Source organism: Micromonospora sp. DT43 (genome assembly GCF_049841645.1).
In the GTDB taxonomy this organism is placed as follows: Bacteria; Actinomycetota; Actinomycetes; order Mycobacteriales; family Micromonosporaceae; genus Micromonospora.
In genome coordinates this window covers 50,474-64,589 of record NZ_JBNCKR010000012.1, presented here as the reverse complement: position 1 = coordinate 64,589, position 14,116 = coordinate 50,474, and the positions used below count along the sequence as shown (strand labels likewise).

Sequence of the window (14,116 nt, the reverse complement as noted above, 5' to 3'; positions counted from 1 at the left end):
CACGACCAACTGTGACCTGAGTCACGCCGAGAGGGCTACGACCTGCGGTCGACGATCGCCGCCTCGATCCGCAGACCGATGCCGGTCAGGATGAGGAAGGTGGCCAGGAGCTGCGGTTGGAGCCCGCCGCTGCCGGACGACATGGTGAGCAGCGTCGTCAGGAAGCCGGCAACCAGCGACACGGTGCCCAGGACTCGTGCCGTGTCGGCCCGCCGTGATCGTGGGTCCACTGCCGAACCGTAGCGAAGGCCCGGCGTCCGTGATGCCCCGCAGCGTCGGCGTATCCGCGCGGCGCGCCGGGCGTATCGCCGCCGCGCTCCCCGTGCGCGTGTACCGGGCGCGGTTAGGCTGGCGATCATGCGGATTGGCATCGTGATCCTGCCGGACCAGCGGTGGGCGGAGTCGCAGCGTCGCTGGCGGCAGGCCGACGAGTGGGGCTTCGACCACGCCTGGACGTACGACCATCTGGGTTGGCGGGACCTGGTCGACGGCCCCTGGTTCGACTCGATGGGGACGCTGACCGCCGCCGCGACTGTGACGTCCCGGATTCGGCTGGGGACGCTCGTGGCGTCGCCGAACTTCCGGCACCCGGCCGTGTTCGCCCGGCAGATCACCACGCTCGACGACGTCTCGGACGGCCGGCTGCTGCTGGGGCTGGGCGCGGGTGGCATCGGCTTCGACTCGGCGGTGCTCGGCGGCGAGACGTTGCCGCCACGGCAGCGGGTCGACCGGTTCGCCGAGTTCACCGAACTGCTGGACCTGATCCTGCGGGAGGACGGCACGACCTGGCGTGGTGAGTGGTTCGCCGCGGTGGACGCCCGCAACAACCCCGGTTGCGTGCAGCAGCCCCGGGTGCCGTTCGTGGTCGCCGCGAACGGTCCACGGTCGATGCGGCTGGTGGCCCGGTTCGGTCAGGGTTGGGTGACCACCGGCACCGAAGCCGACGACGTGGAGGGCTGGTGGGGCACGGTGTCGGCGCTGTCGGAGCGGATGGACCGGACGCTGGACGAGGCCGGCCGTGACCCGGCGACGCTGGACCGCTACCTGTCGATGGACGCGGCGCCGGTGTTCTCCCTCAGCAGCGCACAGTTCTTCGCGGACCAGGTTGGCCGGGCCGCCGAGCTCGGCTTCACGGATGTGGTGACGCACTGGCCGAGGGCGAGCAGTTGGTACGCGGGCGACGAGGCCGTCCTGGCCGACGTGGCGACGCGACTCCTGCCCGAGCTGCGCGCCTGAGGCAGTGCGCCAAACAGCGGCCAGGCCCGAGCTGCGCGCCTGAGGCAGTGCGCCAGACGGCGGCCAGGCCCGAGCTGCGCGCCTGAGGTGCCGCGCCGAGCGGCGGCCACGCGCGGGTGGCGAGGGCTCAGGTGCCGAGGTCGCCGCTTGCCACGCCGCCCTCGCCGCCGGATACCAGCCGCAGGCGCAGGCAGACGATCGGGGTGTCGTCGTCGACGGGACTGCCGAGCCGCGCCCAGTAGGCCGAGTGCCCCGCCCGCCACTCCTCGATCGAGCGGTCACCCTCGCCCTCGGCGCGGGCGAACTCCCAGGGCACGTCGCCGAAGCGGACGACATCGACGCCGGTGATCTCCACGAGGCCGGCCAGCGCGTCGTTGTCGTCGACAAGCGCGAGCCGTTCGCCGACCTCCTCCAACTCCTCGCCCTCTTCCGCGTACTCGGCGAGTCGGCCGGCCGTCGCGGTCTTCACGCCGGCCAGCACCAGGGTGTTGAGGGTCGCCCGCAGTTCGCCGGGGGTGCCGAGGGCGAGTGTGCGCAGACCACCGATCCGAGGCCACATCCTGCCGAGGCTAGGCCAGCGCGGCCGGCGCCGCCGCCGTAATTCGGCCGGCGCAGCTCAGATCAGCTGCACGGCGTAGCCCGCGGTGTCGAGCAGCCGCTTGTCACCGCTGGCGGCGTGCGCGTCGAGGACCGCGTCGGCGAGCTTGACCACGTGCGCGTCGCCGTGCCGGGCCGCGCGGGCGAAGACCTCCGCCGGGGTCCCGGCGGCCACCGACGGCGGCGCGATCCCGTCGGTCGGGGCGTACACCGAGGTCACGGCCGCCGTCGCGGCCCAGGCCGCGGCGAGGCTCGGCGCCCACAGCGCCCGGTCCAGTGCCGGCAGGGTACGCAGCACGGCTGTCGGCGCGGTGACCGCGTGCACCAGCATGATCGGCTCGGCGTGCCCGTAGCGCAGGTAGTCGAGGCCGGCACGACGCACCAGCGCGGCGAGCCCGTCCTCCGCCTCGGTCGGCGTCCGGGCGGGGCGCAGCGCCGCGAGCGCCGGTTCCCATCGGGGTACGCCCACCAGCCGGCCCAGCCGCTCCCGGATGCCCCCGGTCTGGTTGTCGATCCGGGGCAGCCCGGCCAGCGCGGCGGCCACGTCCGGTCCCGTGGCGTCCGGGTGGGCGTCGGGTGAGCCCGACGTGGCGGCGGCGAGCAACCGGTCGGCGCCAGGGACCGGCTGCCAGCGAGCGGCCCAGTAGCCGAGGGCCTGGCCCAGCTCGGTGAGCCGTTGCGGGCTCTCGTCGTGCAGGTGCAGGGCGTGTACGGCGTGCCCGACCCGGATCACCCCGTGCGTGGCGCCGGCGGCGATGCCGGGCAGCAGTCGGGGCCACCAGGTGCCGAGCACGTCCCGCCACGGCTGCTCGCGCAGGTGCCTGTCGAAGTACGCCAGCCAGTCACCGGCCCGCTTCGCGTCGCCCAGCGCCGTCCGCCAGTCGTCGATCGGGCGCAACCCGCGGGGCAGCTCGTCGAGCCGGCTGAGGTAGTCGTCCAGCCAGCGGTGCACCCGTTGCCCGTGCCCGTGCCGGGCCAGCGCCTCGACGGCCATCGGACCGTGGTTGGAGAGCCAGCCCTCGTATTCGGGGCCGGTTCGGTGCAGTCGGTCGTACGCCTCGTCGAGGATTCCGTCGCTCATGCGTCGATCGTCGAAGGTGAAGCGGGCTTCAGGTCAAGCCTGCAGATCCGCGCCGGAGATCAGGCCGGTGATCCGCAGCGCGGTGGCGGTCTCGGGCGGGCAGTCGACGGCCACCACTGCGGTCCCGAGCACCTGCGCGCCGCGCGTGGCGCAGATGTCGTAGAGGGCGTGCAGCTGCGCGCCGGTGCGTACCCAGTCGTCCACGACCAGGACCCGGTCGTCGGGGCCGAGGTGCCGGTCCCGGACGGCCAGGTCGACCCGCCGGCCCCGGTAGTCCGGCGGGCTCTGCGCCCAGGTGAGCGGGCCGGCCGGCAACCTGCCGTCGCCGGGCTTGTGTGCGGCCACGAAGCCGACCCCGAGGGCGGTGGCGGCCAGTGGCCCGAGCAGCAGGCCGGTGACCGCCGGGGCGAGCACCACTGTCGGTCGGGCGGCCCGGTACGGGGCCACCAGGGCCGGTCCCAGTTCGGCGAGCACTGTGGGGTCGCGCCACCAGCCGGAGATGTCGCTGACCAGGTGACTGGCGTCCGGGCCGGGGTCGATCCAGCGGAACAGGGCGGCCAGGCGTTCGGTCAGCTCAGCGGGCATCGGTCCATCGTGCGGTACGGGTGCTCGACGCGTCCCCACCCGGGCCGGTCGACCCACCCGGGCTCGGATGATCGGCTACACGTACTATGGCAAATACGGGCATAACACCATGATCACGTTGACGTCGGAAGTGCTTCTCTCGTTACGGTCCGACCCGGTTTGTTCAATCGACGAAAGGACCGGCCGGTGGTAGGCAGGCACTCCCGTACCCGCATCTTCTCCTCTCCGGCGGGCATCGCGGCCACCGCGGCGATCGGCGTCGCCCTCGCCGTCGGTGGCACCGTCGGCGCCGTCCAGCTGACCTCGGGCTCCGGGCAGTCGAACCAGGCGGCTCTCGATCTCACCCCGGCCACCGCCCCCGCCAGCCTCGCCCCCAGCTCTCCGACCGCATCCCCGAGCGCCAGCGCCTCGCCGAGCGCGACGGCCAGCCCGTCCGCCAGCCGATCGGCGCAGGCCGCCTCCCGGGGCAAGGCCCGCACCGCGGCGCCGAAGCCGCGCCCGACCGCGAAGAAGACCACGCCGGCGGCGAAGGTGCTGGAGAGCGGCTCGTGTGGCGCCTCCTTCTACTCCGACGGGCAGCTCACCGCCAACGGCGAGTCGTTCAACCCGAACGAGTTGACCGCCGCGCACAAGACGCTGCCGTTCAACACCAGGGTTCGGGTGACCAACCCGAGCAGTGGCAAGTCGGTAGTCGTGCGGATCAACGACCGTGGCCCGTTCATCGACGGTCGCTGCCTGGACCTGTCCCGCGCCGCGTTCGCGACCATCGCCTCGACCGACGTCGGTGCGCTCACCGTCCGCTACGAGGTCCTCGGCTGAGCGCAGCCGGGAGCGCCGATCCGGCCGCGAGCCTGGGCCGGCCGGACAGAACACCCTCGGACGACGGGCCAGGTTCATTCACCGGTTCACGTGGATCAGGCATGCTGTCCCTCGTACCCACGCGACTCCTCCAGTCGGGCCGTAGCCCGCTGAGCCCCGGATCCCGCGCCGGCCTCGGCGCGGCCCTCGTCCTGCTCGCGATCGTCTCGGCGCTGGAGGCGGCCGACGGCCGTCGGGCGCACTACATCGCGCTTCTGGCGGCCGCCCCGCTCCTGGCTGCCGCCCTGGCAGCCTGGCGGGTGGTGCTGGGTGTCGGTGCCGTGGCGACCCTGATCGGGGTGGGCTTCGCCCTGGTCGACCCGAAGATGATGCTTGTGACATCGGTGAACGTGGTCGGTGTGGCGCTCGCGAGCGGGCTCGCCGTGGCGGTGGCCTCGATACGCCAGCGGCAGGCGGAGCAGATCGCCGAGTTGACCAAGCTCGCCTCGGTGGCCCAGCAGGCGGTGCTGCGCCCGCTCGGGCCGCAGGTCGGCATGCTCTCGGTGGCCGGGCGCTACATCTCCTCCACCGCCACGGCCGAGATCGGCGGCGACCTCTACGAGGCGATCGACACTCCGTACGGCGTCCGCATGATCATCGGTGACGTCCGTGGCAAGGGCCTGGACGCGGTCCGTCTGGCCAGCATCGTCCTGGGCTCGTACCGGCACGTGGCCTACGAGCGGGCCGACCTGCGCGCCGTCGTCGCCGACCTGGACCGTGCGGTGGCCCGCAACGTCGGCGACGAGGACTTCGTGACCGCCGCGCTGGTGGAGGAGCGGGGCGGGACGCTCACGATCGTCAACTGCGGGCACCCGTCGCCGCTGCTGCTGCGCCGGGGCGCGGTGATCCCGCTGGAGCCGCCGGCGCCGGCGCCGCCACTCGGATTCATGCCTGTGGTACGCCCCCGCGTGGAACGCCTGGAGCCCGGCGACCGCCTGCTGCTGTTCACCGACGGTCTCGGCGAGGCCCGGCGGGACGGCGAGTTTTTCCCCACCGCCGACCGGGCGTGGCGGCTGCTCGGGCACGGGACGGTAGCCGACGGGCTCGCCTCCCTGGAGACGGCCCTCGTGGAGTGGGTGCACGGGCACCTGGACGACGACATCGCCCTGGTCCTGATGGAGTACGTCGGTGCCCGCACGGGCGCGACATCGGCCGTCCCGAGCTGGGAGGTCGGCGCCGCCGAGAGCTGAGCCGGGGCGGCGGCGCGGAACTGTGTAATCGCCGTCACTTGGGTCATCGGCTTGTCGCTGCCTACCCGCGAGTAATACAGTCGGGGTTACTGATCGGTAACACCTGTCCGGAAGCGGGGCCAGCGAGCATGACCCACTACAAGAGCAACCTTCGGGACCTCGAGTTCAACCTGTTCGAGGTCTTCGGGGCGGACCGGGCGTTCGGCCAGGAGCCGTACTCGGAACTCGACACCGACACCGCCCGGAGCTTCCTCGCCGAGGTGGACCGTCTCGCCCGCGAGGACCTGGCCGCCAGCTACACGGACAGCGACCGCAACCCGCCCGTCTTCGACCCGGCCACGCACACCGCCCCGCTGCCGGAGTCGTTCAAGAAGTCGTACCAGGCGTTCATGGACTCCGAGTTCTGGCGGCTGGACCTGCCGCCCGCGCTGGGTGGCACCAACGCGCCGCGCGCCCTCTGGTGGGCCCTCGCCGAGCTGGTGCTCGGCTCGAACGCGCCCGTCTGGATGTACGCCTCCGGCCCGTCCTTCGCGCACGTGCTGCACGTCGAGGGCACCGAGCGGCAGAAGGGCTGGGCGAAGCTCTTCATCGACAAGCAGTGGGGCTCCACCATGGTGCTCACCGAGCCGGACGCCGGCTCGGACGTCGGCGCCGGCCGCACCCGCGCCATCCAGCAGCCGGACGGCACCTGGCACATCGAGGGCGTCAAGCGGTTCATCACCTCGGGCGAGCACGACCTGAGCGACAACATCGTCCACTACGTGCTGGCTCGCCCGGTGGGCGTGGAGGGTGTCGGCGGCCCCGGCACCAAGGGTCTGTCCCTCTTCGTGGTGCCCAAGTTCCACTTCGACGAGACCACCGGCGAGCTGGGCGAGCGCAACGGCGTCTACGCCACGAACGTCGAGCACAAGATGGGCCTGAAGGTCTCCAACACCTGCGAGGTGACCTTCGGCGAGCATGGCGTACCGGCCAAGGGCTGGCTGCTGGGCGACAAGCACGACGGCATCCGACAGATGTTCATGATCATCGAGTACGCCCGGATGATGGTCGGCACCAAGGCGATCGCCACCCTCTCCACCGGCTACCTCAACGCCCTGGAGTACGCGAAGAACCGGGTGCAGGGCGCCGACCTGATCCAGCAGGCGGACAAGACCGCCCCCCGGGTCACCATCACCCACCACCCGGACGTGCGCCGCTCCCTGCTGCTGCAGAAGTCGTACGCCGAGGGTCTTCGTGCTCTGGTCCTCTACACCGCCACCTGGCAGGACCGGGTGGCCATCGCCGAGGCTGCCGGCGACGAGAAGGCCACCAAGCTGGCCAAGCGGGTCAACGACCTGCTCCTGCCGCTGGTCAAGGGTGTCGGCTCGGAGCGGGCGTACGAGATGCTCGGGCACGAGGCCCTGCAGACCTTCGGCGGCTCCGGCTTCCTTCAGGACTACCCGCTGGAGCAGTACGTCCGGGACGCCAAGATCGACACTCTGTACGAGGGCACCACTGCCATCCAGAGCCTGGACCTGATCTTCCGCAAGATCGTCCGGGACAACGGCAAGGCGCTGCTGGCGGTCTCCGGCGAGATCCAGGAGTTCATCTCCTCCGAGGCGGGCAACGGCCAGCTCAAGGAGGAGCGGGCGGCGCTCGGCAAGGCGCTCGCCGAGATCCAGAACATCCTCGGTGTGCTGACCGGCTGGCTGGGTGAGGCGCAGGGTGGCGACACCCGCGCCCTCTACAAGGTCGGCCTGAGCAGCCGGCGGTTCCTGCTGGCGATCGGTGACCTGGTCGTGGGTTGGCTCCTGCAGAAGCAGGCCGACGTCGCCCTCAAGGCGCTGGCCGGCGACGTCTCCGCCACCGACAAGGCGTTCTACACCGGCAAGGTGGCCGCTGCCCGATTCTTCGCCCGCGAGGTGCTGCCGCGCATCGGCGCCGACCGGCGGATCATCGAGGGCGCCGACCTCGACATCATGGACCTCCCGGAGGAGGCCTTCTGACCGTGCCACGGCACACCCGAAGGTTCCGGGTCGCACCACCCGGCACCCGCACCGACGGCCGGCGGGCACCTGTCCCGCCGGCCGTCGCCGGCTCCGCACCCGGTGGCGGCATTGGGCGAGCCGGGTCGGGTAGGTAGGCGACGTGGCGGGTAACCGTCGCGTGACCTCGAAAGGGAACGCCCAGAGCCACCGCACGGGGGAGTGCAGCGCACATGGGTGTAGGAAGCGGCATCTTTCTCATCGCGCTCGGCGCGATCATGACCTTCGCTATCAGGGCAAACGTCTGGTGGATAGACCTGCGCGCGGTCGGCTGGGTGTTCATCCTGGCCGGACTGGCCGTGCTGCTGACCACCCTCTGGTTCTGGCAGGACCGGCGCAAGCGGGCCCGGACCCTCATCGTCGAGGAGAACCGGCTGTCTCATCCGACGGCGATGATGCCACCGCCGCCGGACCCGCCGCCGCCGACCGCGCCACCCTCCTGATCGCCTGAGCAGGTACGCCTGAGCCACCCGTCGCGCCCGGCGGGTGGCTCAGCCGCGTGCCGTGTGCCGCTGCGCGACAGGCGCCCCGCCTCGGCCCCACTGGGTCCAGGTGGCCGCCCCGCGGTGCACGGCCAGCTCGGCGGTCCGTAAACCCTCATCGTCAGACGTCTCCGGGTCGAGAAACGCCGACAGCAGCGAGACGCCCGGATTGTGGGCGATCAGCAGCACGACCCGAGCCGTCGGATCGGCGGTGCGGACCAGCGCCAGCAGTTCCTCGGGGTGGGCGTCGTACGCGCCGGGCTCGTAGCGGACGGTCGGGCGGGGACCTGTCGGCCCACCCTCCGGCGGTGAACCGGCCATCCCCATCGCCACCCCGTGCCAGGTCTGCCGGGTGCGCCGTGCGGTAGAGCAGATCACCACGTCGGGCAGCAGATCGTGGTGGGCCAACCAGGCGCCGGCCGCCGCCGCGTCGGCCTCCCCGCGAGCGCTGAGCGTGCGCCCGGCGTCATCCGTGCCCTCGTCGCCCTGCTCGGCCTTCGCGTGCCGGAGCAACACCAGTGTCCGCGTCTCGACGTGGCTGTCCGTCATGCCACCAGCTTGCCCGATTGGCGATCTCCCTGCCGGGGTAAGTCCAGGGATGCCGCACCCCCTACCAACGGCCGCGGCGGGCCGTACGCCAGGTTAGAGCCGAGGAGCGAGACATGGGCATTGGTGGCAGCATCTTCCTGATCGCGCTGGGCGCGATCTTCGCGTTCGCCGTGGAAGCCGACCTGGGTTGGCTGGACCTGGCCGTGGTCGGCTGGGTGTTGATGCTCGCCGGCGTGGCCGGCCTGCTCACCACCCTCTACTTCTGGAACAGCCGCCGCCGTACGGTGGTCGCCGCCCCGGTCCGCGAGGAGCGTGTGGTGGCCGACCGGGTGGTGCCGGTCCAGGGCGACCAGGTCATGCAGGAGTACCGCGAGGTGCGTCGGCCGGGCCGCCCGGTCTGATCCCGCACGCGCACACTCCGGGGTCCCGCAGCGTGGCGGGGCCCCGGCTCGCGTGTGTGGCGGTCGGCCTCAGGCGAACAGCGCGAAGTAGATCGCGATGTGGTGGCACAGCGCCGCCAGCAGCGTGCACGCGTGGAAGAACTCGTGGTGGCCGAAGACCGTGGGCCACGGGTTGGGGCGGCGCAGCGCGTAGAAGACCGCGCCGACGCTGTAGATGGCCCCACCGGTGATCAGCAGCACCAGCGCCGCGACACCTCCGCCGTGCAGGATCTGCGGCAGCATGGCCACCGCCACCCAACCGAGCGCCAGGTAGAGCGGTGCCGAGACCCAGCGCGGCGCGTGCGGCCAGATCACCTTGAGCGCCACACCGGCCAGTGCGCCACCCCAGACCAGGGCCAGCATCACAGTGGCCTGCCGGGTCGAGAGCAACATGGCGCAGAGCGGGGTGTACGTGCCGGCGATGAACACGAAGATCATGCAGTGGTCCATCCGGCGCATCACCTGGTAGCCGCGCTCCGACCACACGCGACGGTGGTACAGGGCGCTGGTGCCGAACAGCCCGCAGACCGTCAGGCTGTAGATGGCGCAGCTCACCAGGGGTGCCCAACCCGGTCGGGTGGCGGCGATCGAGCAGAGCACGATGCCGCAGACCACGGCCACGAAGAAGGCGTACGTGTGCAGCCAGCCGCGCATCCGGGGCTTGCCGATGTCGACCGGCTTCAGGCGAAGCGGGGCGGAGGTGGTCACAGCATCAGGTTACGGCACCGTAGGTTACTTTCAAGTAGTCAGACTGGTGACACCGCGCACCGTCACCGTGAACACCATGCGGGTACGGCATCGGCGAGGATGAGCCGATGCGGATCCGACCCGTCGGTGTGCACGCCCTGCTGCTCGACTGCACCACCCCGGCCGACATCCCCGAGGCGGCCCTTGTCGAAGCGTGGCGGGCAGAGTTGTGGCGCCGCCGCGAGCAGGGCGACCTGAGCGCCGTCGAGATCGTGCCGGCGGCCCGTACCGTCCTGCTCGACGGCCTGCCCGACCCCGCCGGCACAGCCGACCTGCTGTCCCGCTGGGCACCCGCGGTCACCGCCGCCGTCACTGCCGCCGCCTCCACTGCGCGCGGGGAGGTTGTCGTTCCGGTGGAGTTCGACGGGCCGGATTTGCCCCTCGTCGCCGAGCACTGGGACGTCGACGTGCCGGCCGTGCTGCGCCGCCTGAGCGGCACCCGGTTCCGGGTCGCGTTCTGCGGGTTCGCCCCCGGTTTTCCGTACCTGACCGGGCTCCCCGCCGACCTGGCGCTGCCCCGGCTGCCCACCCCCCGCCCCCGGGTGCCGGCCGGCTCGGTCGCCCTCGCCGGCCCGTACGCGGGCATCTACCCGAGCGCGTCCCCCGGCGGCTGGTTGCTGGTCGGCCGCACCGACCTGCCCCTCTTCGACGTCGACGTCGACCCGCCCGCCCGACTCGGCCCCGGCACCCGGGTCCGGATGGTGGCGACATGACCCGTCCGGCCGAGATCGAGGTGCTCCGCGCGGGTGCGCTCACCACAGTGCAGGATCTGGGCCGACCCGGCTGGGCGCACCTCGGCGTACCCCGTTCCGGGGCCCTCGACCCGACCGCCCTGCGGCTCGCCAACCGGCTGGTCGGCAATCCCGAGCAGGCCGCCGGCCTGGAGATCACGCTGACCGGCTGCACGCTGCGGCTGACCCACGCCGCCACCGTGGCGATCACCGGCGCCGAGGTGGCGGTGCGGGCCGGCGACCGTCCGGGCGACACCGGCCGTCCGCTCACCGTGCCGGCCGGGACCGTGCTGCGCGTCGGCCCCGCCCGTCGGGGCGTACGGAGTTGGCTCGCCGTGGCCGGTGGGATCGACGTGCCGCCGGTGCTCGGGAGCCGTGCCACCGACACCCTCGCCGGGCTCGGCCCACCCGTGCTGCGCGACGGCGACCGGCTGCCGCTGGGCGTGCCGCTGGCCGAACCCGCCCCGGTGGACGTGACAGTCGGCCCGCCACCCGCACCCGAACTGCGCCTGAGCGTGCGCCTCGGCCCCCGCGACGACTGGTTCACCCCGTACGCGCTCGGCCTGCTGTTCGGCACCCCGTACACCGTCAGCCCGGTCAGCAACCGGGTCGGCGCGCGGCTCGCCGGCGCGGCCCTGCCCCGCGCGGTCGCCGGCGAACTGCCCAGCGAGGGCATCGTGCTCGGCGCGATCCAGGTGCCGGCGGACGGCCAACCCCTGATCTTCCTCGCCGACCATCCGACCACCGGCGGTTACCCGGTCATCGGGGTGGTCACCGACGTGACCCCGCTCGCGCAGGCCCGGCCAGGTACTACCGTCAGATTTCATGGACCTCAACGCTGACCTGGGCGAAGGATTCGGCATCTGGCGACTCGGTGACGACGACGCGCTGCTGGCCCTGGTGACCTCCGCAAACGTCGCCTGTGGCTTCCACGGCGGAGACCCGTCCACCATGCGGAGGGTCTGCGAGGGCGCGGCGAAACGCGGCGTCGTGGTGGGCGCGCAGGTCGGCTACCGGGACCTGGCCGGCTTCGGCCGGCGGCGCATCGCATACGACTTCGCCGAACTGCGCGACGAGATCACCTACCAGTTGGGCGCGCTTGACGCGTTCTGCCGGCTCTTCCGCACCCGGGTCCGCTACCTCAAGCCGCACGGGGCGCTCTACCACGCGGCCGCCACCGACGAGTCCCAGGCGGCGGCGGTGGTCGCCGCCGTCAGCGGCCACGACCCCGAAATGCCCGTGCTCTGCCTGCCCGGCTCGACGCTCGCCCAGCTCGCCGTCGGCGCGGGGCTACCGGTGGTCGCCGAGGCCTTCGCCGACCGCGGCTACCTGCCCAACGGCTCGCTGGTGCCGCGCGGCGCACCCGGCGCGCTGATCACCGATCCGGAGGAGGTGGCCACCCGGGCGGTACGGATGGCCACCGAACGGACCGTCGTGGCGGTGGACGGCACCGTCATCCCCTGCCCGGTGGAGTCGATCTGCGTACACGGGGACACACCGGGGGCGGTCTCCGCCACCGAGCTGGTCCGCGCCTCCCTGATCGACGCCGACGTCCCGCTCGCCCCGTTCGCCGCCTAGGCGCCGAGCCCGCAGTGCCGGTCAGGCGTCGAGGCCGCGGGGCCGGTCAGGCGTCGAGGCCGCGCAGGACCAGCGGAAGCCGGGACGCTGCCCCGTCGACCACCCGCACCGGTACGCCCCAGTCCTGCCGGGTCAGGTGGCAGGCCGCGTGCTCGACGTCCGCGTCGCAGGTCGCCGCCTGCGCGGTCACCTGCAAAATACCGCCGGTCGCCTCGCTGTTGAGCACCAGCCGACGGGACAGCTCGGTGCCGGTGCCGGCGCCCTCCAGCAGCAGCTCCGGCGGGGACGCGGAGACCACCAGCCGGGTCGACGGCCCGTACGTCTCGTCCAGCTTCTGCCCCGGCGCGGGTGTGAAGACGATGTCCAGGGTGACCTCGCCCGCCGCCACGTCGGTCGGCTTCCGTTCGGTGCGGTGCCGAGGGCCGTCCACGGTGCTCGCACCCGCCGCCGACAGCGCGCCGGGCGCCAGCCGGGTCAGGCGGTGCGCGGCGGACTCCACCACCAGCACCTCACCGGCCGGGGTGAGCACCAGGTCGCTCGGCTCGGCCAGCCCGTCCGCGACCGTGGACACCTGGCCGGTGGCCGGGTCGAAGCGCCGCACCGCGCCGTTGTAGGTGTCCGCGATCAGCACCGACCCGTCCGGCAGCGCGCACACCCCCAGCGGGTGCTGGAGCAGCGCCGACTCGGCCGGCCCGTCCACGTGCCCGAAGTCGAAGAGCCCCTGCCCGACGGCGGTGCCCAGAACACCGTTCTCGACGTACCGGACGGCACTGGTCTCGCTGTCGGCGATCCAGAGCCGGACGCCGTCGGCGGAGACGGACAGCCCCGACGGCTGCGCCATCCACGCCTCGGCGAGCGGGCCGTCGCGCAGCGCCTCCACGGTGGTGCCCGCGTACATGCCGGCGGTCCGCTTGATCGGGTCGAACCACCAGAGCTGGTGGATGCCCGCCATCGCGATGATCAGCTTGTCGTCGTACCAGGCCAGGTCCCACGGTGAGGACAGGTCCACGGAGAGCGCGTCGTGCGCGTGGTCGTCGACCGAGGCCCGCCACTGCCGGCCGCTGCCGGCCACGGTGACCACCTCACCGGACCCCAGCCGTACGCCGCGCAGGAGGTGGTTCACGGTGTCGGCGACCACCAGGTCGTAACCGGCGACCTCGGCGACGTGCGTGGGCAGCAGGCAGAGGCCCTGCGGCTCGGAGAACGTCGCCGCTTCGGCCGGCCCGTCGGCCCGACCCCGCTCGCCCGAGCCGATCCGGCGTACCGGCGTCTCGCCGTCCGGGGCCACCTCGACCAGGGAGTGCCGGGCCGAGTCGGAAACCAGCAGGTTGCCGTCCGGCAGCAACACCGCCTTGCCCGGGAAGCGCAGCGCCGTCTCCGGGGCTGGCGGCGGGACGTACGGGCCGGTGCCCCGGTGCAGAGTGCCCTTCGCCTCGTGGGTGGCGATCAGCTCGTCGATCAGCCGGGCCAGCCCCTCGGCGTGGCCCTCGCCGGCCATGGTGGCCACCACATAACCCTCGGGGTCGATCACCGACAGGGTCGGCCAGGCCCGGGCCGCGTACTGCTGCCACATGTCCAGCTCGGGATCGTCGAGTACGGGGTGGTGCACGCCGTACCGCTCGACGGCCGCGACAAGCGCGTCGGCGTCCTTCTCGTGCTCGAACTTCGGCGAGTGCACGCCGATCACGACGAGCACGTCGCCGTACTTCTCCTCCAGTGGCCGCAGCTCGTCGAGCACATGCAGGCAGTTGATGCAGCAGAAGGTCCAAAAGTCAGCGAGGACGATCTTTCCGCGCAGATCCTGCAGGGTCAGGTCCTTGCCGCCGGTGTTGAGCCACTGCCGGCCCCGTAGCTCCGGTGCCCGTACGCGCGCTGTCGTTCCCATGCCTGTCAGCCTGCCACGCCCCGCAGGCCCGGCCCCCGTGACCCGGACGACAGGGCAGCCGGCCACGGTGATCGTTGACGGCTTAGCAACGCGATGCTCGGCGTGTCGAGTTGCTCAGCTGCCACCGATCAAG

At 72.4% G+C, this 14,116-nt stretch carries 16 protein-coding genes; 9 read left to right on the top strand and 7 right to left on the bottom strand.

Annotated elements, in window-relative coordinates; all coding sequences use genetic code 11:
- Positions 1-35: 35 nt before the first annotated feature.
- A complete protein-coding gene (locus ACLQ26_RS24960) occupies positions 36-230 on the bottom strand; it encodes a hypothetical protein (protein WP_425746743.1) in 195 nt (64 codons plus the stop codon).
- 127 nt (positions 231-357) lie between these two features.
- On the opposite strand from ACLQ26_RS24960, the gene ACLQ26_RS24955 reads away from it, so the two are divergent.
- The gene (locus tag ACLQ26_RS24955; RefSeq protein ID WP_425746742.1) at positions 358-1,236 is read left to right on the top strand and encodes an LLM class flavin-dependent oxidoreductase; all 879 of its coding nucleotides are present in this window, start codon (positions 358-360) and stop codon (positions 1,234-1,236) included.
- 127 nt (positions 1,237-1,363) lie between these two features.
- On the opposite strand, the gene ACLQ26_RS24950 is transcribed toward ACLQ26_RS24955, so the two are convergent.
- From ACLQ26_RS24950 to ACLQ26_RS24940, 3 genes are read right to left on the bottom strand one after another with little or no spacing between them, the layout of a single operon-like run.
- Positions 1,364-1,795 (bottom strand): ASCH domain-containing protein, encoded by a 432-nt coding sequence (locus tag ACLQ26_RS24950; RefSeq protein WP_425746741.1) that lies wholly within the window; start codon positions 1,793-1,795, stop codon positions 1,364-1,366.
- A 57-nt stretch (positions 1,796-1,852) separates the two neighbouring features.
- Positions 1,853-2,914, bottom strand: a complete 1,062-nt coding sequence (locus ACLQ26_RS24945; RefSeq protein ID WP_425746740.1) for a questin oxidase family protein — start codon at positions 2,912-2,914, stop codon at positions 1,853-1,855.
- 33 nt (positions 2,915-2,947) lie between these two features.
- Positions 2,948-3,499: a phosphoribosyltransferase family protein gene (locus ACLQ26_RS24940; RefSeq protein WP_425746739.1), complete on the bottom strand. Its 552-nt coding sequence runs from the start codon at positions 3,497-3,499 to the stop codon at positions 2,948-2,950.
- A 186-nt stretch (positions 3,500-3,685) separates the two neighbouring features.
- Here ACLQ26_RS24940 and ACLQ26_RS24935 point away from each other — a divergent pair, with 186 nt between their 5' ends.
- From ACLQ26_RS24935 to ACLQ26_RS24920, 4 genes are all read left to right on the top strand, one after another.
- Entirely contained in the window at positions 3,686-4,318 is a 633-nt protein-coding gene (locus ACLQ26_RS24935; RefSeq protein WP_425746738.1) for a septal ring lytic transglycosylase RlpA family protein, read from the top strand.
- Between the two features lie 101 nt (positions 4,319-4,419).
- A complete protein-coding gene (locus tag ACLQ26_RS24930) occupies positions 4,420-5,547 on the top strand; it encodes a PP2C family protein-serine/threonine phosphatase (protein WP_425746737.1) in 1,128 nt (375 codons plus the stop codon).
- Positions 5,548-5,675: 128 nt separating this feature from the next.
- A complete protein-coding gene (locus ACLQ26_RS24925; RefSeq protein ID WP_425746736.1) occupies positions 5,676-7,532 on the top strand; it encodes an acyl-CoA dehydrogenase in 1,857 nt (618 codons plus the stop codon).
- A gap of 212 nt (positions 7,533-7,744) precedes the next feature.
- Entirely contained in the window at positions 7,745-8,014 is a 270-nt protein-coding gene (locus ACLQ26_RS24920) for a DUF6458 family protein (RefSeq protein WP_007454197.1), read from the top strand.
- A 48-nt stretch (positions 8,015-8,062) separates the two neighbouring features.
- On the opposite strand, the gene ACLQ26_RS24915 is transcribed toward ACLQ26_RS24920, so the two are convergent.
- Positions 8,063-8,602: a SixA phosphatase family protein gene (locus tag ACLQ26_RS24915; RefSeq protein WP_425746735.1), complete on the bottom strand. Its 540-nt coding sequence runs from the start codon at positions 8,600-8,602 to the stop codon at positions 8,063-8,065.
- A gap of 113 nt (positions 8,603-8,715) precedes the next feature.
- Between ACLQ26_RS24915 and ACLQ26_RS24910 the strand changes: the two genes are divergently transcribed.
- Entirely contained in the window at positions 8,716-9,003 is a 288-nt protein-coding gene (locus tag ACLQ26_RS24910) for a DUF6458 family protein (RefSeq protein ID WP_425746734.1), read from the top strand.
- 69 nt (positions 9,004-9,072) lie between these two features.
- On the opposite strand, the gene trhA is transcribed toward ACLQ26_RS24910, so the two are convergent.
- Complete coding sequence (trhA, locus tag ACLQ26_RS24905; RefSeq protein WP_393290717.1) at positions 9,073-9,750, bottom strand: PAQR family membrane homeostasis protein TrhA; 678 nt, start codon at positions 9,748-9,750, stop codon at positions 9,073-9,075.
- A gap of 107 nt (positions 9,751-9,857) precedes the next feature.
- Here trhA and ACLQ26_RS24900 point away from each other — a divergent pair, with 107 nt between their 5' ends.
- Genes ACLQ26_RS24900 through ACLQ26_RS24890 form a run of 3 tightly spaced genes read left to right on the top strand, consistent with a single transcriptional unit; the run spans position 9,858 to position 12,098 of the window.
- The gene (locus tag ACLQ26_RS24900) at positions 9,858-10,502 is read left to right on the top strand and encodes a 5-oxoprolinase subunit B family protein (RefSeq protein WP_425746733.1); all 645 of its coding nucleotides are present in this window, start codon (positions 9,858-9,860) and stop codon (positions 10,500-10,502) included.
- The gene (locus ACLQ26_RS24895; protein ID WP_425746732.1) at positions 10,499-11,362 is read left to right on the top strand and encodes a biotin-dependent carboxyltransferase family protein; all 864 of its coding nucleotides are present in this window, start codon (positions 10,499-10,501) and stop codon (positions 11,360-11,362) included. The genes ACLQ26_RS24900 and ACLQ26_RS24895 overlap by 4 nt, the downstream gene beginning before the upstream one ends.
- Positions 11,346-12,098, top strand: a complete 753-nt coding sequence (locus ACLQ26_RS24890) for a LamB/YcsF family protein (protein WP_425746731.1) — start codon at positions 11,346-11,348, stop codon at positions 12,096-12,098. Before ACLQ26_RS24895 ends, ACLQ26_RS24890 begins: the two co-directional genes overlap by 17 nt.
- A gap of 46 nt (positions 12,099-12,144) precedes the next feature.
- On the opposite strand, the gene ACLQ26_RS24885 is transcribed toward ACLQ26_RS24890, so the two are convergent.
- On the bottom strand, positions 12,145-13,983 hold the full coding sequence (locus ACLQ26_RS24885) for an NHL domain-containing thioredoxin family protein (protein ID WP_425746730.1): 1,839 nt from the start codon (positions 13,981-13,983) through the stop codon (positions 12,145-12,147).
- Positions 13,984-14,116 lie beyond the last annotated feature (133 nt).